This is a genomic window from Pseudomonas farris (genome assembly GCF_019145235.1).
Lineage (GTDB): Bacteria > Pseudomonadota > Gammaproteobacteria > Pseudomonadales > Pseudomonadaceae > Aquipseudomonas > Aquipseudomonas farris.
Map to the genome: position 1 here is coordinate 369,489 of NZ_JAHSTV010000004.1, position 21,568 is coordinate 391,056.

Genomic DNA, 21,568 nt, shown 5'->3' on the forward strand with positions numbered 1-21,568 from the left:
TCATGAAGCGGACCGTTGATATGAGTGACAACCTGATCGAAATCCGTGACCTCTCCGTGGCCTTCAGCGGCCAGACCGTGGTGCGCAACCTGTGCCTGGACATCCGCCCCGGCGAGTGCCTGGCGTTGGTCGGCGAGTCGGGTTGCGGCAAATCGGTGACCGCCCACTCGATCCTGCAACTGCTGCCCGAGACCGGCACTGAAACCACTGGTAGCATTCGCTATCGCGGCCAGGAATTGATCGGCGCTGACATCAAGACTTTGCGCGAGCTGCGCGGCAACCGGATCGCGATGATTTTTCAGGAGCCGATGAGCTCCCTCAACCCTCTGCACAACATCGAAAAACAAATTGGCGAAACCCTGTTGCTGCATAAAGGACTGGGCGGCAAAGCGGCGCAAGCGCGGATTCTCGAGTTGCTGCAACTGGTGGGCATCCAGAAGCCCGAAGAGCGGCTCAAGGCCTATCCCCATCAACTGTCCGGCGGTCAACGGCAACGGGTGATGATCGCCATGGCCCTGGCCTGCGAGCCGGAATTGCTGATCGCCGATGAGCCGACCACTGCGCTGGATGTGACAGTGCAGCGCAAGATCCTGCTGTTGCTCAAATCCCTGCAACGGAGGCTCGGCATGTCGCTGCTGCTGATCAGCCACGACCTCAATCTGGTGCGCAGCATTGCTCAGCGAGTGTGTGTGATGCACGCCGGGGAAATCGTCGAGCAGGCACCCTGCGAAACACTGTTCACTGAGCCGAAACACCCTTACAGCTGCGTGCTGCTGAACGCCGAACCGGAAGGTGAAGCCCTGCCCCGGGACGAGCGTGAAAAGGTGCTGGAAGTGGATAATTTGCAGGTGCAGTTCGTCATCGGTGGTGGCCTGTTTCAGCGTAAAACCTACCTGCGCGCGGTGGATGGCATCAGCCTGAACGTCCAGCGCGGCAAGACGTTGGGCATCGTCGGCGAGTCCGGTTCGGGCAAGTCCACGCTTGGTCAGGCGATCCTGCGCTTGCTCGACTCCGAAGGCAGCATTCGCTTTCAGGGTGAGGTGCTGGATGGCTTGACACAAAAGCAGCTGCGACCGTGGCGCAAGAAGATGCAGGTGGTGTTCCAGGATCCCTTCGGCAGTCTCAGCCCGCGGATGTCGGTGGCGCAGATCATCAGTGAAGGACTTGAGGTGCACAGCCAGTCCACCCCGGACGAATGCGAAGCCCAGGTGATCCGGGTGCTTGAAGAAGTCGGCCTCGACCCGCAAAGCCGTCATCGCTACCCGCACGAATTCTCCGGCGGCCAGCGCCAGCGCATCGCCATTGCCCGCGCACTGGTACTGAAACCGGCGCTGATCCTGCTCGACGAACCGACCTCGGCGTTGGATCGCACGGTACAAAAACAAGTGGTCGCCCTGCTGCGCCAGCTTCAGGAGAAACATGGCCTGACCTACCTGTTCATTAGTCACGACCTGGCGGTGATTCGCGCCCTGGCCCACGACATGATCGTGATCAAGGAAGGCAGAGTGGTGGAAAGCGGTGCCAGCCACGACGTGTTCGACTCGCCGCAGCATCCCTATACCAAAGAGCTGTTGGCGGCGGCGCGTCCGGGGTGGGCATAATCGGCGTCATGTCGTTGGACCGTGTCGCGGCCTTCGCGAGCAAGCCCGCTCCCACATTGGATCGCATTAACACCTCAATTCAAATGTGGGAGCGGGCTTGCTCGCGAAGACGCCCATAACAACACCACACATTCTGGATATGACACCGATGAACACCACCGAAAGCCTCAAGGACTACCAGCGCGTTCGCACCCTGGCGATCCGTTCGCTGTTCGAAATCATCGAGCAATCGAGTGAAGGCACGGTGATTGTCGACCGCGACGCGAACATCGTCTGGATGAATGAGCGTTATGCCCGGCGTTTCGGCCTCGAATCGGCCGAAGGTGCGATCGGCAGGGCCTGTGAAAGCGTGATCCCCGGCAGCCTGTTGCGCGACGTGGTGCGCACCGGACGACCCATCCTGCTAGACATGCAGGACACCCCCAAGGAACCGCTGGTGGTGATGCGCCTGCCGATTCACGACGATGCCGGCGCGGTGATCGGTGCCATCGGTTTTGCCCTGTTCGATGAATTGCGCAGCCTGTCGCCGATGCTCAAGCGCTACCTGAGCATGCAGGAAGAACTGGCATCGACCCGCTCACTGCTGCGGGCACGGCAGACCAAATACAACTTCGCCCATTTCATCGGCACCAGCGCCGCCAGCCTGGACGTCAAACGCCGCGCCAGGCGCAGCGCCAGCGCCGAGTCTCCGGTGTTGCTGCTGGGCGAAACCGGTACCGGCAAGGAGTTGCTGGCCCAGGCGATCCACGGCGCCTCGCCTCGGGCGCACAAGGCCTTCGTCAGTATCAACAGCGCGGCGATCCCCGAGTCGCTGCTGGAAGCCGAGTTCTTTGGCACCGCCCCCGGTGCATTCACCGGCGCCGATCGCAAGGGCCGCACCGGCAAGTTGCAAATCGCTCAGGGCGGCACGCTGTTTCTCGACGAGATCGGCGACATGCCGCTGCCGCTGCAAAGCAAGTTGCTGCGAGTTTTGCAGGAAAAGGAATTCGAGCCGGTGGGCTCCAACGAAGTGATCCAGAGCGATGTGCGGGTGATCGCAGCCACCTCCACCGATCTGGAAGCGGCGATCAAACGCGGCGAGTTTCGCGCCGATTTGTATTACCGCCTCAACGTGCTGCCGATTCAGGTCCCGCCCCTGCGTGATCGCCTTGATGACCTGCCGGCCCTCAGCGAAGCGATCCTCGAGGAGCTGCGCAGTCAGCACGAACTGAACGCCGAAGCCCTGGATTTGTTGGGTCAACACGCCTGGCCAGGGAACATCCGCGAACTGCGTAACGTGCTGGAACGCGCGGCGTTGCTCAGTGATGATTTGATGCTGAATGCGGCAGATATCCGCGCGGCGATTGGCAGTTTTACGCCGGTGCAGCGTGTGGCGCCCCAAGCCATTGAGCCGGTTGCCCATGAAACCTTCAGTGAGGCTCGCGAACGGTTTGATCGGCAATTGATTGAATCCGCCCTCGCGCAATGCGGCGGAAAGGTTATCGAAGCAGCGGCGCGGTTGGGGTTGGGGCGGTCGACGTTGTACAAGAAGATGGTGGCGTTGGGGATTGCAGAGTCTCCATAAAGAGACGTTGATCTCTATTGGTAGATAGGGCCTCTTCGCGGGCAAGCCTCGCTCCTACAGGTGATGCAATTGTACGAATAATCCCAATCCGTAGGAGCGAGGCTTGCCCGCGAAAGCGTCAGCCCAGCCATCAAAAATCTCAATACAGAGACAAAAACTCGAACAACCCTCTCAAAACCAAATAATCCCTTTAAATTTCAATAGCTTAACTTCTGGCACGAAACTCGCTATAGCCCTTCATACAAAGCTTCACCTACAAAAATAACAATCCAGGAGACACACCATGAGTGTGATCATTGCCTTGGCAGCTCTTACGCTGCTGATGGTGGCTGCTTACCGTGGCTACAGCGTTATCCTCTTTGCCCCGATCGCCGCCCTCGGCGCCGTCCTGCTCACCGACCCTTCCGCCGTTGCCCCAGTCTTCACCGGGGTGTTCATGGAAAAAATGGTCGGCTTCGTCAAACTGTATTTCCCGGTGTTCCTGCTCGGTGCCGTGTTCGGCAAGCTGATCGAGTTGTCGGGTTTCTCCCGCTCCATCGTCGCAGCGGCAATTCGCTTGCTCGGCACTCGCCAGGCGATGCTGGTGATCGTGCTGGTCTGCGCCCTGCTCACTTACGGCGGCGTGTCACTGTTTGTAGTGGTGTTTGCGGTCTACCCGTTTGCCGCCGAGATGTTCCGCCAGAGCAATATTCCCAAGCGCCTGATCCCGGCGACCATCGCCCTCGGCGCGTTTTCGTTCACCATGGACGCCCTGCCCGGCACGCCGCAGATCCAGAACATCATCCCTAGCACCTTCTTCAACACCACCGCCTGGGCGGCACCGTGGCTGGGTGTGATCGGCACGATTTTCGTGTTCTGCGCCGGCATGCTGTTCCTTCAGAGCCAGCGCAACAAGGCCCAGCGCAGGGGTGAGGGTTATGGTTCCGAGCTGCGCAACGAGCCGGAAACCGCGCCGGACATCAAGCTACCCAACCCGTGGATCGCGCTCTCGCCGCTGTTGATGGTGGGCTTGATGAACCTGCTGTTCACCCGCTGGATTCCGCTGTGGTACGGCAAGACTCACAGTCTCTCGTTGCCAGGCATGGCAGCACCGGTGACCACCGACATCGCCAAACTGACGGCGATCTGGGCGGTCCAGGCAGCCTTGCTGGTAGGCATCGTCATGGTGCTGGTGTTCGCCTTTCAGACGATTCGCGGCAAGTTGGCCGAAGGCAGTAAAAGTGCGGTCAGCGGCGCGCTGCTGGCGGCGATGAACACCGCGTCGGAATACGGTTTCGGTGCAGTGATCGCATCGCTACCGGGTTTTCTGGTGCTGTCCGGCTGGCTCAAAAGCATTCCCAACCCGCTGGTCAACGAAGCGATTACCGTGACCCTGCTGGCCGGCATCACCGGTTCGGCGTCGGGCGGCATGAGCATTGCCCTCGCGGCGATGTCCGAGACGTTCATCAGCGCCGCCCATGCCGCCAATATTCCGCTGGAAGTGCTGCACCGGGTCGCCGCGATGGCCAGTGGCGGCATGGACACCCTGCCGCACAACGGCGCGGTGATTACTTTGCTGGCGGTTACCGGTTTGACCCACCGCGAGGCCTACAAAGACATTTTCTGTATTACGCTGATCAAGACACTCGCTGTTTTTGTGGTGATCGGTACTTTCTACGCCACTGGCATTGTGTGAGGTATTCATGACGACTCTTTCGGGCAAGACCGCACTGGTCACCGGTTCCACCAGCGGCATCGGTCTGGGGATCGCCCTGAGCCTGGCCAAGGCTGGCGCCAATCTGATCCTCAACGGTTTCGGCGATGCATCCAGGGTGATTGCCGAAGTCGAACAATTCGGCGGCAAGGTTGGTCATCACCCGGCCGATGTCAGCGACCCGGCGCAGATCGCCGACATGATCGAGTACGCCGAGCGTGAGTTCGGTGGCGTGGATATCCTGGTCAACAATGCGGGGATCCAGCACGTGGCGTCGGTGGAAAATTTTCCGGTGGAGCGCTGGGACTCGATCATTGCGATCAACCTGTCGTCGGTGTTCCATAGCACCCGTTTGAGCCTGCCAGGTATGCGTACCAAAGGCTGGGGACGGATCATCAACATCGCTTCGGTGCATGGCCAGGTCGGTTCGGTGGGCAAGGCGGCGTACGTCGCGGCCAAGCATGGTGTGATCGGTCTGACCAAAGTGGTCGGTCTGGAAACCGCTACGACGAACGTCACCTGCAACGCCATCTGCCCGGGTTGGGTGCTGACGCCACTGGTGCAGAAGCAGATCGATGATCGCGCCGCAACCGGGATCGACTCGCAGCAGGCGCAACATGATTTGCTGGCCGAAAAGCAGCCGTCGCTGGAATTCGTGACGCCGCCGCAGCTGGGTGAGTTGGTGCTGTTTTTATGCAGCGAGGCCGGTAGCCAGGTGCGTGGCGCTGCGTGGAATATTGATGGTGGGTGGTTGGCGCAATGAACCACCGGTAACCTGTGGCGAGGGAGCTTGCTCCCGTTCGGCTGCGAAGCAGTCGTAAATCGGTTTTGGGACAGCTTCGCTGTCCAGCGGGAGCAAGCTCCCTCGCCACAGTAGACTGTGTACACATAAGAAAAAGAGGCCAAGCCATGTCCGACATCCTCTGGCAACCCGGCACCGAGCGCATCGGCAAGACCCGCATGGAGGCCTTCCGGCGCTTCGTCAATCAGCGACATGCCCTTGAGATCGCCAACTACCCTGCCCTGCACCAGTGGAGCATCGATCAGCGGGAAGCCTTCTGGCAGGCCATCGTCGATTTTTTCGACATTCGTTTTCACAATCAGCCAGACACGGTGCTGATTGAGGGCGCACAAATGCCCAGCGCCCAGTGGTTCCCCGGCGCCACGCTGAACTTCGCCGAGCACCTGCTACGTCGTCGCGACGATGCCGTGGCGGTAGTGGCCATCGGTGAAAACGGCCAACGGGAACACCTGACCTGGGTCGAACTGGCGAGCCATGTCGCGGGTTTTCAAAACGGCCTGATAGCCGCCGGTGTCGGCCTCGGCGACCGAGTAGCCGCGTGCATGCCAAACACCTGGCAAACCCTGGTGGCGATGCTCGCCACCACCAGTCTGGGCGCGATCTGGTCTTGTTCATCCCCCGACTTCGGTACCCACGGGGTGATCGACCGCTTCGGCCAGATCGAGCCGAAAGTGCTGATCACCTGCGCTGGTTACCGCTACGCCGGCAAAGAGATCGATCAGACCGTCAAGATCAACGAAATCCTCGGGCAACTGCCGTCCTTGCAACAGTTGATCGTTGTGCCTTACGCACGACCCCGGGCGCGCATCGAAGACTTCCGTAGCCAGGCCAACGTGACGCTGTGGGACGATTTCTACGACCCGGGCGGCGAGCCGCAATTCGTTCCCGTGCCCTTCGCTCATCCGCTGTACATCCTCTACTCCAGCGGCACCACCGGCGTGCCAAAGTGCATTGTTCACAGCACCGGCGGCGTGCTGCTGCAACATGTCAAGGAACATGGCCTGCACACTGATCTCGGCCCCGGCGACCGCTTGTTCTATTACACAACGTGCGGCTGGATGATGTGGAACTGGCTGGTCTCGGCCCTGGCAGTCGGCAGCGCCGTGGTGCTTTACGACGGCTCGCCGTTTCATCCAGGTCCGGAGCGCTTGATCGATCTGATCGACGACGAACGCATCAACGTCTTCGGCACCAGTCCCAAGTTCCTCACCGCGCTGGAAAGCAATGGCGTGAAGCCGTGCGAAAGTCATGACCTGAGCAGCCTGAAAACCGTGCTGTCCACCGGTTCCGCGCTGTCCCCGCAAAGCTTCGATTACGTCTATCGCGCGTTCAAGTCCGACCTGTGCCTGTCCTCGATGTCCGGCGGCACCGACATCGTTTCGTGCTTTGTGATCGGCAATCCGGTGCTGCCGGTGCGCCGTGGCGAGATGCAGTGCAAGAGCCTGGGCATGGCGGTCGAAGTCTGGAACGACGCCGGGCAGCCGGTGATCGGGGAAAAAGGCGAGCTGGTGTGTACCCGCCATTTTCCGGCCATGCCTATCGGCCTGTGGCATGACCCTGACGGGGAGAAACTGCGAAAGTCCTATTTCAGCCTGTTCCCCGGCGTCTGGGCCCAGGGCGATTACGCCGAGCAACTGCCCCATGGAGGGATGCTGATCCACGGTCGCTCGGATGCGGTGCTCAACCCCGGTGGCGTGCGCATCGGCACGGCGGAAATCTATCGTCAGGTGGAGAAAGTCCCGCAGGTGCTGGACAGCGTCGCCATCGGCCAGCAATGGCAGGATGACGTGCGAGTGGTGCTGTTCGTGAAGTTGCGCGACGGTGTCGAGCTGGACGAAGCGCTGCAACAACAGATTCGCCAGGTCATCCGCGCCAACACCACGCCACGGCATGTGCCGGCGAAGATAGTCGCGGTGACGGACATTCCACGGACCATCAGCGGCAAGGTGGTCGAGCTGGCAGTGAGGAATGTGGTGCATGGCCAGAAGGTGAATAATACCGATGCACTGGCCAATCCCGAGGCCCTGGAGCAGTTTCGCGACCGCCCTGAATTAAACGATTGAAACGTAGATCCCCTGTGGGAGCGGGCTTGCTCGCGAAGACGATTTCACATTCAACATTGATGTTGTCTGATAGGCCGCTTTCGCGAGCAAGCCCGCTCCCACATTTGATCGTCGTTGTCAGCGCTAGTCCACCAATCCCCATTCTCCCGGCGGTGTATGGGGCCCGGGCGTGGCCTCGGCGTGCATTTTCAGGCGCAGTCGCAAGTTGTTCACCGAGTCCGCATGTTTCAACGCCTCTGCCTCATCGATCGCGCCCTCGGCAAACAGTTCGAACAGCGCCCCATCAAACGTCTGCATCCCCGCCTCTGACGACTTTTCCATAATCCCCTTGAGCTCGGAAAGCTCATTGCGCCGGATCAGGTCGCCGATGGTCGGCGTTCCCAGCATCACCTCCACCGCCGCCCGGCGCTGCCCATCGCGGGTCCGCACTAGCCGCTGGGAAACAAAGGCCTTGAGGTTATTGCCCAGGTCATGGAGCAGTTGCGTCCGGCGCTCTTCGGGAAAGAAGTTGATCACGCGGTCTAGCGCCTGATTGGCGTTGTGCGCATGCAAAGTGGAAATTACCAGATGACCGGTATCGGCAAACGCCAGCGCGTGCTCCATAGTCTCGCGGTCACGGATTTCGCCGATCAGCACCACGTCTGGCGCCTGGCGCAGGGTGTTTTTCAACGCTGCATGAAAACTGCGGGTGTCGACGCCAACCTCACGTTGATTGACGATCGACTTCTTGTGCCGATGGATAAACTCGACCGGGTCTTCGATGGTGATGATATGGCCGCTGCTGTGGCGGTTGCGGTAATCGATCAGAGCCGCCAGCGAGGTCGACTTGCCCGAACCGGTCGAACCGACGAACAATATCAGCCCTTGTTTGAGCATCACGGTTTCGAGCAGCACCGGTGGCAGTTTGAGGTCTTCGAAGCGTGGAATGTCGAGTTTGATGTTGCGCGCCACGATGGACACATCATTGCGCTGCTTGAAGATATTGAGCCGAAAGCGTCCGACGCCGGCCAGGGAAAGCGCCAGGTTCATCTCCAGTTCGCGATCGAACTCCAGGCGCTGTTCAGCGTCCATGATGGACGCCGCGATGGCCGCGATTTCTCCGGGCTTGAACGGTTGCTCGGCCAAGGGTTTGAGCACACCGTCGAATCGCGCGCTGGGTGGCGCGCCCGTGGACAGGTAAAGATCGGAGCCATTGCGGCTGGCCAGAATTTGCAACAGTGCATCGATTTCCATGGCAAAAAGCACCCGCGAAGCATTCAATTGAAAAAATGACCCAAAACGGGTCATCCAGCGTCTACCGCCATGCAAGGATAGTAGACGCCGCCACACCGACTGACGCGCAGGACATTGTAATGAACGCACCACCGACCGCCAGCGACGCCCAGGCCTTGATTGCTCGACTGGACTGGACAAACAACCCCTTGGGCGCCGCCGATCACTGGCCGCAGAGCCTGCGCACCGCCGTGGACATTGTGATTCACTCGCCCATGCCGATGCTGTTGCTGTGGGGCCCGCAGCTCACGCAGATCTACAACGACGGTTTCGCCTTCCTCGCCGGCAGCAAGCACCCACACGCTTTCGGACAACCGACGCACCTGATCTGGCCAGAACTGAAAGACTTCACCGACCCGATTTACAGCGCCGTCCTACAGGGCCAGGTGCGGACCTACAGCGAACAGCGCTTTACCTTGCAGCGTGATGGTGAGGATTCTGACTTCTGGCTGGATTTGACCTATAGCCCCATTCGCAATGAAAGCGCCGAGGTCGCCGGGATTCTGGTCACGGCCATCGAAACCAACGAACGCCGCCGCATCGCCCTGGAACTCGAACAACGCTCCGCCGCCAGTCTCAAGGCCCAGCACGAAACCGAGCAGCGCCTGCAACTGGCGCTGGCCGCCACCGATGCCGTCGGCACCTGGGACTGGGACATCGGCGAAGACCGTTTCATCGCCGATGCCCACTTCGCCCAATTGCATGGCGTCGACGCAAGCCTGGCCAGCCAGTTGCCCATCAGCGAATACCTCCACGGTGTGCACCCGGAAGATCGCGCGATGATTGCCCGCAGCATCAAGCACTGCATCACCCATGGCAGCGAGTACGCCGAGGAATATCGCTTGCTGCAAGCCGACGGCCAACTGCGCTGGGTGTTTGCTCGGGGCCGTTGCTACAAGGATCATCATGGCCGACCGATCCGTTTCCTCGGTGCCGCATTGGACCTGACCGAGCGCAAACACATCGAACAGGCCTTGCGCCAGAGCCAGACCGAGCTGCAACTGATCATCAACGCGATGCCGATCCTGATCAGTTACGTCGACAGCGAGGAGCGCTTTCGCCTCAACAATGCCGCCTACCTGGAATGGTACGGCCTGACGCCCCAGGAGCTTTACGGCCGCACCGTCCGTGAAGTGCTGGGCGATGAAGCCTATGCCCTGCGCGCCGAATACATTGCCGAGGCACTGAAAGGCAAGGCCTGCAGTTTCAGCATCAGCGCCGCGCACCGCGACGGCAGCAACCGTCAGGCCTTGATGAACTACCTGCCCCGTCATGGCGCGGACGGCGCGGTCAATGGTTTCTACATCTTCGTGATCGACGAGACCGAGCGCAAACAGACCGAAGAAGCCCTGCGCAACCTCAACGAAACCCTTGAAGAACGCGTCAGCGCCCGCACTCAGCAATTGGCCGAAGCCAACCAGCGACTGCAAAACGAGATGGTCGAACGCGAGCGCGCCGAAGACGCCTTGCGCCATGCGCAGAAAATGGAGGCGGTGGGACAGCTCACCGGCGGCATCGCCCATGACTTCAACAACATGCTCACCGGGATCATCGGCAGCCTCGATTTGATGCAGCGCTACATCGCCGACGGGCGTGCCGCCGAGATCGGTCGTTTTACCGAAGCCGCGGTATCCTCGGCTCACCGCGCCGCCGCCCTGACCCATCGGCTGCTGGCGTTCTCCCGGCGTCAGTCGCTGGATCGCAAGCCGCTCAATGCCAACGAGCTGGTGCATTCCCTGGAAGATTTATTCCGCCGGACCAAGGGCGACCATATCGAACTCAAAATGCAGCTGGCCGATGAAGTCTGGCCCGTCAGCACTGACGTCAGCCAACTGGAAAACGCCCTGCTCAACCTCGTTATCAATGCCCGGGATGCGATGCCCGAAGGCGGCGAGCTGCTGATCGAAACCGCCAACGTTCACCTCGACGGTAGCGACATCACCCCCCTGGAACCGGTCAGGGCCGGGGATTACCTGATGATTGCCGTTAGCGACAACGGCACCGGCATGACGCCGACTGTGTTGGCCAAGGCTTTCGACCCGTTTTTCACCACCAAACCCATCGGCCAGGGCACCGGCCTTGGGCTATCAATGATCTATGGCTTCGCCCAGCAGTCGGGCGGGCATGTCAATCTTCACAGCCTGCCGGGCCAGGGCACCTGCGTTCGCCTGTATTTGCCACGGTTGCACGTCGCGGTGCCGGAACTCACGCTGGTGCCGCTCACCGGCGAAACACCGGCAGCGGTGGCCGGTGAAACCGTGGTGTTGGTGGAAGACGATCCGGCGGTGCGCATGCTGGTGCTCGATCTGCTCAATGAGTTGGGTTATCACGCCCATGAAGCCGAAGACGCGAAGGCCGCCCTGCCCTTGCTGGAATCGGACCTGCGGGTCGATCTGTTGGTGACCGATGTCGGGCTGCCGGGGATGAACGGTCGGCAACTGGCGGAAATCGCGCGTCAGCATCGCCCGGATCTCAAGGTGCTGTTCATGACCGGTTATGCGGAGAAAGCCGCCGAACGCCAGGGCTTCCTGGAAGAAGGCATGGACATGGTGGCCAAACCCTTTTCCATAGACCTGTTGGCCAACAAGATTCGCACGATGATCGGCCAAGCGGACTGAGTTAAGGCATAATCGCGCGCCCCACGCTGGCACCAACATAGCCACCACCGTTGCAAGGTACGCCTCAATGAAAGCCCAAGCCCGCCATATTCTGGTGAAAACCTCGGAAGAAGCCGAGCAGCTCAAACAACGCATCGCCAAGGGCGAAGCCTTCGATGTGCTGGCCAAGAAATACTCCACGTGCCCGTCCGGCAAACGCGGCGGCGACTTGGGCGAAGTGCGGCCCGGGCAGATGGTCGGCGTGATCGATGCGGTGATCTTCAAAAAACCACTGCGGGTCGTGCATGGGCCGATCAAGAGCAAGTTTGGTTATCACCTGGTGCAGGTGTTTTATCGGGATTGATGGGCTTGGCTTCAGGGCCCCTTCGCGAGCAAGCCCGCTCCCACATTTGATCGGTGATGTTCACCCATTATGTGTTCACTGAAGATCTAGTGTGGGAGCGGGCTTGCTCGCGAACCGATTGCGCAGCAAGCGGCCATCCACCGCTTATCTCGGGATCAGTGCCCCCGGCACCTGAATCACCCGACTCGCCAACCGATGCCCCGCCTCGGCAGCCTCAACCGGGCTACCGCCCTTAAGCCGACACGCCAAATACGCCGCGCTGAACGAATCCCCCGCCGCCGTGGTGTCCACCACCCGTTCGACCACCTGCGCCGGCACTTCGAACGACTCACCGCCACAGCGAATCAGACACGCCTCGGCCCCGCGCTTGAGCACCACTTCAGGCGTGCCCATCTGCTCATAAGCGGCAAACACCGCCGCGCAATCGGAAAAGTGGAACAACGCCTGCTCGTCGTCAACCGTCAGCAACGCCAGGTCGATATAGGGCAGAACGCTGCGATAAGCCGCCCGTGCCTCTTCAATCGATGCCCACAGGCGTGGTCGATAATTGTTGTCGAACACGATCCGGGCATCCCGTTGCCGGGCTTCGATCAGGGTTTCCAGAAGTTTTTCCCGCCCCTGCACACCGAGCACCGCCAGGGTGATGCCACTGAAATACAACACGTCGTAATCCGGCAGCGCCGCCAGAATCGGCGCGGCCGCCGGGGTGGTGAAGCAATCGCGCACCGCTGCTTCGTTGCGCCAGTAGAGAAAACGCCGCTCGCCGGACGCATCGGTCTGAATGCAATACAGGCCGGGCAAGCGACCGGGCAAACGCTGGACCATGTCCAGGCCAATGTTTTCGCTGGCCCAGCTCTGGCACATCGCGTCGCTGAAACTGTCATCGCCCAAGGCGGTGACGTAATCCACCGTACCGCCATCGCCCAGCTCACGGGCCAGGTAGACCGCAGTGTTCAGGGTATCGCCGCCGAAGCTTTGTTGCAGCGTGCCATCGGCGCGCTGCTGCAATTCGATCATGCACTCGCCGATCAGGGCGATGCGCGGGGTGTTGGGGCCCAGGGGGCTGATGCTGTTCATCGTTGTGGGGTCTCTGGTGTTTCGGTGGTGTCTGGGCGGACGTCTTCGCGAGCAAGCCCGCTCCCACAGGGGTCTTGTGAACACTGAAGATCCAATGTGGGAGCGGGCTTGCTCGCGAAGGCCGCGCCTCGGTTCCGAACCTTAAAAACAGGTTTCCATGGTTTCGATGACATTCAGTTGCTCATCCACCAAACACCCAATGCGCCACTTGTCGAACGTCAGGCACGGGTGCGAAGTACCAAACGAAATGATATCGCCCACCCGCAACTCAACCCCCGGCGCCACGGTCATGAACGCATGCTGATCCATCACCGCCGTCACCTTGCAGGCACTCACGTCCTCGCCGGTCGCCGGCACCACACCGGCCTTGTAACGCAGCAACGGCACCGGCAGACCGGCGTCATAGGCGACGTCGCGTTTGCCCAGGGCGATCACCGCAAAACCCGGTTCCGGCAACGACTGCACATGCGCCCAGACTTCCAGCGCCGGGCGCAAACCTTCGTGCAGGTCGCTGCGACGGTCGAGCACGCAGCATTGCGCTTCTTTGTAGATGCCATGGTCGTGGGCCACGTAACTGCCGGGGCGCAGCACGCTGAGGAAACGCCCGCCGGCATTCTGCGCTTCGAACGACTCAGCGATCAGGTCGTACCAGGCCGAACCCGACGCCGTGATGATCGGTTTGGCAATGGCGAACGCACCGCTGTCCTGCAACTGCACCGCCAGACGCACCAGGGAATCGGCGAACTCACGGATGCCGCTCACGGCGTGATCGCCGTGAATCACCCCTTCGTAACCCTCGATGCCGGTCAATGCCAGCGCCGGTTGAGCCGCGATTGCCTTGGCCAGCGCCAGCACTTCGGCTTCGGTGCGGCAGCCGCAACGACCGCCGACCACGCCGTACTCGATCATCACGTTCAGGCGCACACCGCGCGAAGCGAAATACGCGCCGAGGTCCGCGACGTTATCCGGGTGATCGACCATGCAATAGAAATCGAAGGTCGGGTCTGCCAACAGATCAGCGATCAGCGCCATGTTCGGCGTACCGACCAATTGGTTGGCCATCAGCACCCGATGCACGCCATGGGCGTAGGCCGCGCGGGTTTGCGTGGCACTGGCCAGGGTGATGCCCCAGGCACCGGCGTCCAGTTGGCGACGAAACAGCGCCGGGGTCATGCTGGTTTTACCGTGCGGCGCCAGTTCCGCGCCGCTGTTGCTGACGAAGTCCTGCATCCAGCGAATGTTGTGTTCCAGCGCTTCGCGGTGCAGCACCAGCGCCGGCAGGCTGACGTCGCGCACAAGATTGGCGCCTGTGTGGGCAAAACCCTTTTCCACGGCGGCAGTATTTTTGGCAGAAGACATGGTCGAACTCCTCACATTCGCGGCCGCAGGCAGCCGCTGTTATTCGTTGATACGCCGGGCGAGACTGTTGGCGCTGTCGATCAACACCCGACGATAGTCGTTGTAATTGTTCTTCGCATCGGCCCGCGGGGCGACGATGCACAGGGTCGCAATGGCCACGCCGTTCGGGTCTTTCACCGGGGCGGCGAAGCAATGGGTAAAGGTGTCGGCGACGCTATCGAAGGAAAAGAACCCATCGATACCGGCCTGGCGGATTTCCTCGAGAAACCGCTCCAGCGGCAGGTGTTCACCGCCGGGCAGGATGAAGTCGTCGGGGTCGATCAAATCGACTATCTGCTGATCGCTCAGGTGCGCCAGCAACAGGCGCCCGGAAGCGGTCCAGGGGATTGGCGCGTTCTCGCCGATGTCCGAGGAAATGCGGAAATGTCGTTCGCCCTCTTTCATCAACGCCACGGTGTATTTGCGCCCGTTGAGCAGGCACATCTGCGCGGTTTCGCGGGTCTGGCTGACGATCTCTTGCAAGGCGAGATCGGCCTCGCGGGTCAGATCGAAATGACGCAAATGCGCCTGTCCGAGGAAGTACAGCTGACGACCGAGGTAAACGTGACCGTCCTTGCCCACAGGTTCAAGGATGCGCCGCTCCAACAAGGACGCGACCAGTTCGTAGACCGTGGATTTCGGGCTGCCGATGCCGCTGGCGATTTCATTCGGGCGCAGGGGCTGGCCGATTTCCTTGAGGAATTCGAGAATGTCGAACGCCCGGTCCAGACCGCGAGCCCGGCGCTTGATGGTGTCTTCGGTCATGTCAGTGGTTCCCATTAATATGCCGGGAGTTTACCCAGAGTGCTGCGGCGACTGTTAGGCCGCCTTCGCGGGCAAGCCACGCTCCCACAGGGTTCTATTTGCCGCCACAGGTTGCAGACACACCTTCCATCCCTGTGGGAGCGGGCTTGCCCGCGATGGGCGCGCCTCGGCTCAGGCCTTTTTCTTGTACGCAATGCAGTCAATCTCGACCTTGCAATCGACCATCATGCTCGCCTGTACGCAGGCCCTCGCCGGTGCGTGTTCGCTTTTGAAGTACTCGGAAAACACTTTATTGAAACTCCAGAAATCCCGTGGGTCTTCCAGCCACACGCCGGTACGGACTACGTCTTCCAGACCGTAACCGGCCTCTTCCAGAATCGCGATCAGGTTTTTCATGGTCTGGTGAGTCTGCTCGACAATGCCGCCCACGATAATTTCACCATCCAGCGCCGGCACCTGGCCGGACACGTGCAGCCAGCCATCGGCTTCGACGGCGCGGGCGAAAGGACGGGGCTGGCCGCCACCGGCGGTGCTGCCGGTGCCGTAACGAGTAATGCTCATGGGTGTTTCTCCTGATTGAAAAAGTTAAAAACGAGTGTTCTTGAGAAATTCCGCCAGACGCGGCGACTGCGGGCGTTCGAACAGTTCCTTGGGTGGCCCCTGCTCTTCGATCCGCCCCTGATTCATGAACACGATCTTGTCTGAGACCTCAAAGGCAAAGCGCATTTCGTGGGTCACCAGCAGCATGGTCATGCCGTCTTCGGCCAAGCCCTTGATCACGTTCAGCACTTCGCCGACCAGTTCCGGGTCGAGGGCCGAGGTGACTTCATCGAACAGCATCAGGCTCGGGTTCATCGCAATCGCCCGGGCAATCGCCACGCGCTGTTGCTGACCGCCAGACAACTGACCGGGGTAATGGTCGCGACGTTCCAGCAGGCCAACCCGCTCCAGCCATTTTTCCGCCAGCGCCACGGCTTCATCCTTGTGCAGCTTTTTGACCTTGAGCAACCCGAGGGTGACGTTCTGCAACGCGGTGAGGTGCGGGAACAGATTGAATTGCTGGAACGCCATGCCGGTCATCGCTCGATGGCGGGCGATGACTTTTTCCGGGTGCCGCACGCGCTTGCCGTTGACCTCGTGATAGCCGATGGATTCGCCGTCGAGCAGAATCTGCCCGCCCTGGAACTCTTCGAGCATGTTCACGCAGCGCAGCAGCGTGGTCTTGCCCGAGCCGCTGGAGCCGATCAGCGTGACCACGTTGCCGCGCTGCATGGTCAAGTCGACGCCCTTGAGCACTTCGAGCTGGCCGTATTGTTTGTGCAGGCCGCGGATGTCCAGCAGCGCTTGATTCTGTGTCGAAACTTGAGCTTGTGTCATGGCAAGGCCACCCGCTTTTCAATGTGCCGGCCGAGTAATTCGATGGCGTAATTGATGATGAAAAAGAGCAAACCGGCGAACAGGTAAAACTCCAGGGTCATGAACGTCCGGGCGATGATCTGCTGGGTGCTGAGCAGCAATTCGGCGACGCCGATCACCGACAACAGCGTCGAGGCCTTGACGATCTCGGTGGACGAATTGACCCAGGTCGGCAAGATCTGCCGCAACGCCTGGGGCAACAACACGTAGCCCAGTGCCTGGTAAAACGTCAGGCCGATGGCCTTGCTCGCTTCCATCTGGCCACTGGGCAGCGCCTGCAACGCACCGCGCACAATCTCGGCGACGTGGGAGCCGCAAAACAGCGTCAGCCCCAGGGTGCCGGCGCCGAATGCGCTGATTTGCCAGCCTAATGCCGGCGCCATGTAGAAGCACGCCAACACCAATACAAACACTGGCGTGCCGCGAATGATGTCGACGTAAAACCGGAACGGCGCGCGCATCCAGAACGTGCCATAGGTGAGCACTAAACCTGCAACGATGCCGACCAGCGTGCCCAACAAAATCGCCAGCGCCGAGCACTGCACACTGGTCAGAAAGCCCTGCCACAGGACGTCCCGCGCCACCCATAACTCATGCAACCAGCTGGGGGATTCGTACATGGGGGCCTCCTATCGGCGAATCGCCAGACGCTGCTCGAGGTAACGCAGCATCATGGCAATGAGGTAACAGGCCGCAACATAGAGCGCTGTGGTCACCAGCCAGGTTTCAATCACCCGGTAGCTCTCGACATTGATCTTGCGCGCGTAATAGGTCAGCTCCGGCACGGCAATCGCCGCCGCCAGCGAGGTGTCCTTGAACAGTGAAATGAAATTGTTCGACAGGGCCGGCAGCACGTTGCGCAACATCACCGGCACGGTGATGTACGCCTTGACCTGCCACTCACCGAGCCCGATGGCCAGGCCGGCTTCACGTAGCCCCTTGGGAATGCTCAACAACCCGCCGCGGAACACTTCGGTCAGGTACGCCCCGGCATACAGCGACAGGGTGATGATGAACGACGGGATCTTGTCCAGACGAATGCCAAGGCTCGGCAACGCGAAGTAGATCAACAGGATCAACACCAGAATCGGCGTATTACGGATCACCGTCACATACACCGACGCCAGCACCCGCAATGCGCGATGCTTTGACAGCAAAGCAAACGCCATCAGCAGGCCGATCACGCAGCCGATGGCGATCGACACCAGCGCCAGCTCAAGGCCCAGACCGAGCCCCGCCAGCAAGGTGTCGAAGTCGCGCCAGACGGCGGCAAAATTCAACTGATAGTTCATGGTCAGCAGTACCTTGAGCGGGGCGATTTAAAACCGCCCCGCTCTCACGGGATCATTTGTATTCGACGGGGAAACCAATCGTAGGTGTCGGAAGGTCTACACCGAACCACTGCTTGAACGATGCCGCGTAAGTCGGGAACTCAACGCCGGTCATGGCTTCATGCAGGACGGTGTTGACGAAGTTCAGCCAGTCCTGATCGCCGCGTTTGACGGCGCACGAATAGGTTTGCGGGCTCCAGGCATAGGCCGGGCTGCGATAGCGACCAGCGTTCTGCACCATCAGGTACTTCACCGACGACTGATCGGTGGCCGCCGCATCGGCACGACCGGAGTTCACCGCCTGATACATCAAATCCACGCTGTCGTACTGGTCGACCTTGGCCTTGGGCAACGCCTGATGCACCAGTTCTTCGGCATACACGTTCTGCAGCACCGCCACGATCACACCGTCGCCGGCGGCCTTCAGGTCGTCGATTTCCTTGTACTTGCTGTTGGCCGGCAACAACAGGCCCACGCCTTCGCGGTAGTACGGCAGGGTGAACGCCACTTGCTGGGCGCGGCTGGCGGTCACGGTGATGAACTGGCAACTCATGTCGACCTTGTCGGTCAGCAGATTCGGAATTCGCGCATCGGACGACTGCACCACGAACTCGACCTTGCTCGGGTCGTTGAACAACCCTTTGGCCACCATCCGCGCGATATCGATATCAAAACCCTGCAACTTGCCATCCGCTCCCTGGAAGTGCCACGGCGCATTGGTACTGCCCGTGCCCACAATCAATTTCCCACGGGCCAGCACGCTGTCGAGCTTGCTGTCTGCCGCTTGAGCGACACCCATGACAGCGGCCGAAGCCGCGAGAACGAAAACACACGCTTTAAACAACGAAGGTCGGCGATGCATGGCAAGTACTCCAGGGTCATGTTTATTCCGCTATACCGGAAGTAGGTATGTAACAACGGAATAGACAGCAGAAAGTGTGCCACAGGATCGGCAGAAAATCGTGGGTTATGAAAATCCAATTGATTCAGTTGGTTAGAAAAAACGATGTGGGCTATCTCGCACGGCCCCTGGCATGCGCTCGCTACCGAACGCAACCCATTGGGAAGTAACGCCACATTCAGGTGCCTCTGTGCGATAAATCCATGCACCCAGTGCCGGATATAGACGCCGCGAGGCTCTTGACTGCAAGTGACCGCTCATCGAATTTACTGCCTTACCTGTCAAAACTGACAGTTGTGGAATGCCTATTCGAATTGCCTAATTACTCAGCACCTCAATGCGGTGCAAACCACTAAAAACGAACGATTCCGAAAAGGACTTTTGCAATGGCTAATTTGATCAAGAACGGTGACTTTTCTCAGCAAGGCAATGAGTGGACGGCGACCAATCCAGATAACGTGAGCTACGTAACCGGTCATTGCATTATCGGTGCCCCGGATTCAATCAGTCAGGACGTCCCCACCGGTAGCGGCGCCGGCGGACAGTTCATGCTGTCCGCAAGAATGAAAACTCTCCCCGGCTCTGCTGCCCGGCTTCAAGTGCAGCCGCTCCCCACAGGCGAGCCGGTTTACCTTGACCTCCATGGCAACCAAGATTGGACCGTATTATCCAAAAAATTCGAAGTCCAGATCTCAACGATCAAGTTCAAAGTCACACTGGAAGCTAATGATGGTGAGTTCGGCACTTTGGGCTCTTATTTCGGCGATGTGACGCTATCAAAGCTTCTCTAGTACGCCGCTGAGGCCTGACACGCGAGTTATCACGTGGCGATGACTCGCGTTTTGTTTCGCCTTAGCACGCCGCCGATGCATCCCGAGAGAAAGGAGTTTTTCAATGAACTCGACAGCCCCCCACTCAACATTACCCCCCATCTACCGCAAGGCCCTGAAAACCTGGCGGCCGGTGATCCTGTATTTCGGCAATCAGCACTGTCCAGCCTGCGAAACAGCCGGGCCGATTTTTCGTCAGATTGGCGAACGATATCGCCATCACGCGAACATCTACATGCTCAACACCAGCGAATCCCCTCGACATCCGGACGTCACCGGCACACCCACCGTGCTGTTTTATAAGGATGGGAGGTTGCTGAAAAAGCTCAAGGGAATCGGCACTGAGCAAACCCTGCAAGAAGACTTCGCCAGGCACATTGGCAAGGTGAAACCCAGATACATGGCTCGCAAACCGAGCCATGACCTAGTGTGGTTGCGTCAATCCCTGCGGACCCTGTGCACCGTGCCTCGGGCACATCAGATGGGCAGTCGTCGCCGGGCTCTGCCGCAAACCCGGTCCGCTATCGCACGCGCACCAGGTTCAACGCGCCGCTGACCATGAATCCACCCTTCTCCTCGATCACATCCGGCCCCTCGATTTCGCTGGCCTCGGGTAACTCGCCGGCGATCGATTCGAGAGTGTTGAATTCAGAATGCCGAGCACGGCAAGGCGTCGCGGAGGCCGTGGAACTGCAATATCAAAGGTATTCAGAAGTCGAAAGACTGGGTGTTTCGCGTGCATCAAGACAGCGCAGTAGCGCGAGGAGAAAAGGATTACCGGCAGGCTCCGAGAGGGTGTTCATGCACGTCCTGAAAGGAAAAAGGCCTTGGAGCGTACAGGCAAAAGCGACATTTCCTACAGTTGGAAATAATTACAAAATCTGTAATCAGCGATTTTTGACTCGCTCGATATACCTCGCCACCGCCGGTGATTTTTCGAATCGCCGATGGATCAACGACAACCAGGAGGTCGCCTCACACCCATTGATCGGCCGGTACAAGACACCGGGCAGACCGACATGCCCGACCACCGATTCTGGCACCACCGCCACGCCCTGCCCCAACGACACCAATGCAATGACCGCCACCAACCCGCCCGGTTGCGCCCCCAGTTTTGGCGCAAATCCGCCCTCGGCAGCGACTTGCAAGGTGCCGCTGATTTGCTCCGGCAGGATGAACGTCTCGTTCTGCAAATGTTCCGGACCAATCTCTGGCAGTCGGCACAGCCAGGACTCGGCCGACACCGCCAGCACAAAACCCTCTGCATCCAGGCGAATGGCTTCCAGGCCCTCTGGCAAGGTCATGGGTGAGCGGACATAGCCAATATCGAAACGACCCTCGACCACCATCATCGGCAATGACGCCATGGGACTTTCCCGTACGTTCAGGCTGACGTCGGGACACTCGCGGCTGAAGGCTTGCACCTGTTTCTGCAGCAAGCCCGAATACACCGCCGAAGCCACGTAACCCAGTTCGATATGGCCAATATCCCCGCGCCCTGCGCGCTGGGCGTTGTACTGAGCATATTCGAATTGCCGCACCGTCGCCTCGGCCTCGATTACCAGCGCGGCGCCGGCCTCGGTCAGGCTGACTTCACGTGTCTGGCGCAGGAACAGTCGCGTGCCGAGTTCGTTCTCCATGTCCTGGATCTGTCGAGTCAAGGTCGGCGGTGCGATACCGAGTTGTTCGGCGGCGCGGGTGAAGTTGCCTTGCCGGGCAACAGCCAGAAAATAGCGGAAATGCCGTATGTCCATTGGTGTATTAGCCAAAAGGTAATGAAATCCCGTTGTCCGGCTAACGAAGCCTGTAACCGGTCGCGATAAGCTCGTCTGGCAATCACAGTAGAGAGCCCACCTCATGTACGTCAAACCCCATATCGCCCCAATGACCAATG

19 protein-coding genes and 1 pseudogene are annotated in these 21,568 nt (G+C 59.9%); 9 read left to right on the plus strand and 11 right to left on the minus strand.

The window, feature by feature from the left end; genetic code table 11:
- Nucleotides 1-20 precede the first annotated feature (20 nt).
- The 5 genes from KVG95_RS10660 to KVG95_RS10680 all read left to right on the plus strand — a co-directional run bounded on the left by KVG95_RS10660 (nt 21) and on the right by KVG95_RS10680 (nt 7,723).
- Nucleotides 21-1,601 carry an ABC transporter ATP-binding protein gene (locus KVG95_RS10660; RefSeq protein ID WP_217856292.1) on the plus strand — a complete coding sequence of 527 codons (1,581 nt, stop codon included), beginning with the start codon at nt 21-23 and terminating at the stop codon, nt 1,599-1,601.
- Between the two features lie 148 nt (nt 1,602-1,749).
- Nucleotides 1,750-3,165 carry a sigma-54 interaction domain-containing protein gene (locus tag KVG95_RS10665; protein ID WP_217856295.1) on the plus strand — a complete coding sequence of 472 codons (1,416 nt, stop codon included), beginning with the start codon at nt 1,750-1,752 and terminating at the stop codon, nt 3,163-3,165.
- A gap of 283 nt (nt 3,166-3,448) precedes the next feature.
- Nucleotides 3,449-4,840 (plus strand): GntP family permease, encoded by a 1,392-nt coding sequence (locus tag KVG95_RS10670; protein ID WP_217856297.1) that lies wholly within the window; start codon nt 3,449-3,451, stop codon nt 4,838-4,840.
- A gap of 7 nt (nt 4,841-4,847) precedes the next feature.
- Nucleotides 4,848-5,621, plus strand: coding sequence for a 3-hydroxybutyrate dehydrogenase (gene hbdH / locus KVG95_RS10675; protein WP_217856299.1), 774 nt, complete (start codon nt 4,848-4,850; stop codon nt 5,619-5,621).
- 146 nt (nt 5,622-5,767) lie between these two features.
- Nucleotides 5,768-7,723 (plus strand): acetoacetate--CoA ligase, encoded by a 1,956-nt coding sequence (locus tag KVG95_RS10680; RefSeq protein WP_217856301.1) that lies wholly within the window; start codon nt 5,768-5,770, stop codon nt 7,721-7,723.
- A 123-nt stretch (nt 7,724-7,846) separates the two neighbouring features.
- On the opposite strand, the gene KVG95_RS10685 is transcribed toward KVG95_RS10680, so the two are convergent.
- Nucleotides 7,847-8,956 carry a PilT/PilU family type 4a pilus ATPase gene (locus KVG95_RS10685; protein ID WP_217856303.1) on the minus strand — a complete coding sequence of 370 codons (1,110 nt, stop codon included), beginning with the start codon at nt 8,954-8,956 and terminating at the stop codon, nt 7,847-7,849.
- Nucleotides 8,957-9,075: 119 nt separating this feature from the next.
- Between KVG95_RS10685 and KVG95_RS10690 the strand changes: the two genes are divergently transcribed.
- Together KVG95_RS10690 and KVG95_RS10695 are read left to right on the plus strand one after the other, a co-directional pair.
- On the plus strand, nt 9,076-11,613 hold the full coding sequence (locus tag KVG95_RS10690) for a PAS domain-containing hybrid sensor histidine kinase/response regulator (RefSeq protein ID WP_217856305.1): 2,538 nt from the start codon (nt 9,076-9,078) through the stop codon (nt 11,611-11,613).
- Between the two features lie 67 nt (nt 11,614-11,680).
- Nucleotides 11,681-11,956, plus strand: a complete 276-nt coding sequence (locus tag KVG95_RS10695; RefSeq protein ID WP_007898282.1) for a peptidylprolyl isomerase — start codon at nt 11,681-11,683, stop codon at nt 11,954-11,956.
- Between the two features lie 144 nt (nt 11,957-12,100).
- On the opposite strand, the gene KVG95_RS10700 is transcribed toward KVG95_RS10695, so the two are convergent.
- From KVG95_RS10700 to KVG95_RS10735, 8 genes are all read right to left on the minus strand, one after another.
- Nucleotides 12,101-13,033, minus strand: coding sequence for a sugar kinase (locus KVG95_RS10700; RefSeq protein ID WP_217856307.1), 933 nt, complete (start codon nt 13,031-13,033; stop codon nt 12,101-12,103).
- A gap of 141 nt (nt 13,034-13,174) precedes the next feature.
- Complete coding sequence (locus tag KVG95_RS10705) at nt 13,175-14,392, minus strand: amino acid deaminase (RefSeq protein ID WP_217856309.1); 1,218 nt, start codon at nt 14,390-14,392, stop codon at nt 13,175-13,177.
- A 39-nt stretch (nt 14,393-14,431) separates the two neighbouring features.
- Nucleotides 14,432-15,196, minus strand: a complete 765-nt coding sequence (locus KVG95_RS10710) for an IclR family transcriptional regulator (protein ID WP_123722383.1) — start codon at nt 15,194-15,196, stop codon at nt 14,432-14,434.
- 171 nt (nt 15,197-15,367) lie between these two features.
- Nucleotides 15,368-15,757, minus strand: coding sequence for a RidA family protein (locus tag KVG95_RS10715; RefSeq protein WP_050681226.1), 390 nt, complete (start codon nt 15,755-15,757; stop codon nt 15,368-15,370).
- A gap of 24 nt (nt 15,758-15,781) precedes the next feature.
- On the minus strand, nt 15,782-16,573 hold the full coding sequence (locus KVG95_RS10720) for an amino acid ABC transporter ATP-binding protein (RefSeq protein WP_063340152.1): 792 nt from the start codon (nt 16,571-16,573) through the stop codon (nt 15,782-15,784).
- Nucleotides 16,570-17,232, minus strand: a complete 663-nt coding sequence (locus tag KVG95_RS10725; protein ID WP_052964342.1) for an amino acid ABC transporter permease — start codon at nt 17,230-17,232, stop codon at nt 16,570-16,572. Before KVG95_RS10725 ends, KVG95_RS10720 begins: the two co-directional genes overlap by 4 nt.
- A 9-nt stretch (nt 17,233-17,241) precedes the next feature.
- Nucleotides 17,242-17,904, minus strand: coding sequence for an amino acid ABC transporter permease (locus KVG95_RS10730; protein WP_105341167.1), 663 nt, complete (start codon nt 17,902-17,904; stop codon nt 17,242-17,244).
- A 52-nt stretch (nt 17,905-17,956) separates the two neighbouring features.
- Nucleotides 17,957-18,805 (minus strand): transporter substrate-binding protein, encoded by an 849-nt coding sequence (locus KVG95_RS10735; protein WP_201062415.1) that lies wholly within the window; start codon nt 18,803-18,805, stop codon nt 17,957-17,959.
- A gap of 425 nt (nt 18,806-19,230) precedes the next feature.
- Here KVG95_RS10735 and KVG95_RS10740 point away from each other — a divergent pair, with 425 nt between their 5' ends.
- Entirely contained in the window at nt 19,231-19,635 is a 405-nt protein-coding gene (locus tag KVG95_RS10740) for a hypothetical protein (protein ID WP_217856312.1), read from the plus strand.
- 103 nt (nt 19,636-19,738) lie between these two features.
- Complete coding sequence (locus KVG95_RS10745) at nt 19,739-20,230, plus strand: thioredoxin family protein (protein ID WP_217856314.1); 492 nt, start codon at nt 19,739-19,741, stop codon at nt 20,228-20,230.
- On the opposite strand, the pseudogene KVG95_RS30380 reads toward KVG95_RS10745, so the two are convergent.
- Together KVG95_RS30380 and KVG95_RS10750 are read right to left on the minus strand one after the other, a co-directional pair.
- A pseudogene (locus KVG95_RS30380) lies at nt 20,199-20,312 on the minus strand (hypothetical protein); the annotation flags it as partial. The gene KVG95_RS10745 and the pseudogene KVG95_RS30380 sit on opposite strands and share 32 nt — an antisense overlap.
- Nucleotides 20,313-20,561: 249 nt before the next feature.
- Complete coding sequence (locus KVG95_RS10750) at nt 20,562-21,428, minus strand: LysR family transcriptional regulator (RefSeq protein WP_217856512.1); 867 nt, start codon at nt 21,426-21,428, stop codon at nt 20,562-20,564.
- Between the last annotated feature and the right edge of the window lie 140 nt (nt 21,429-21,568).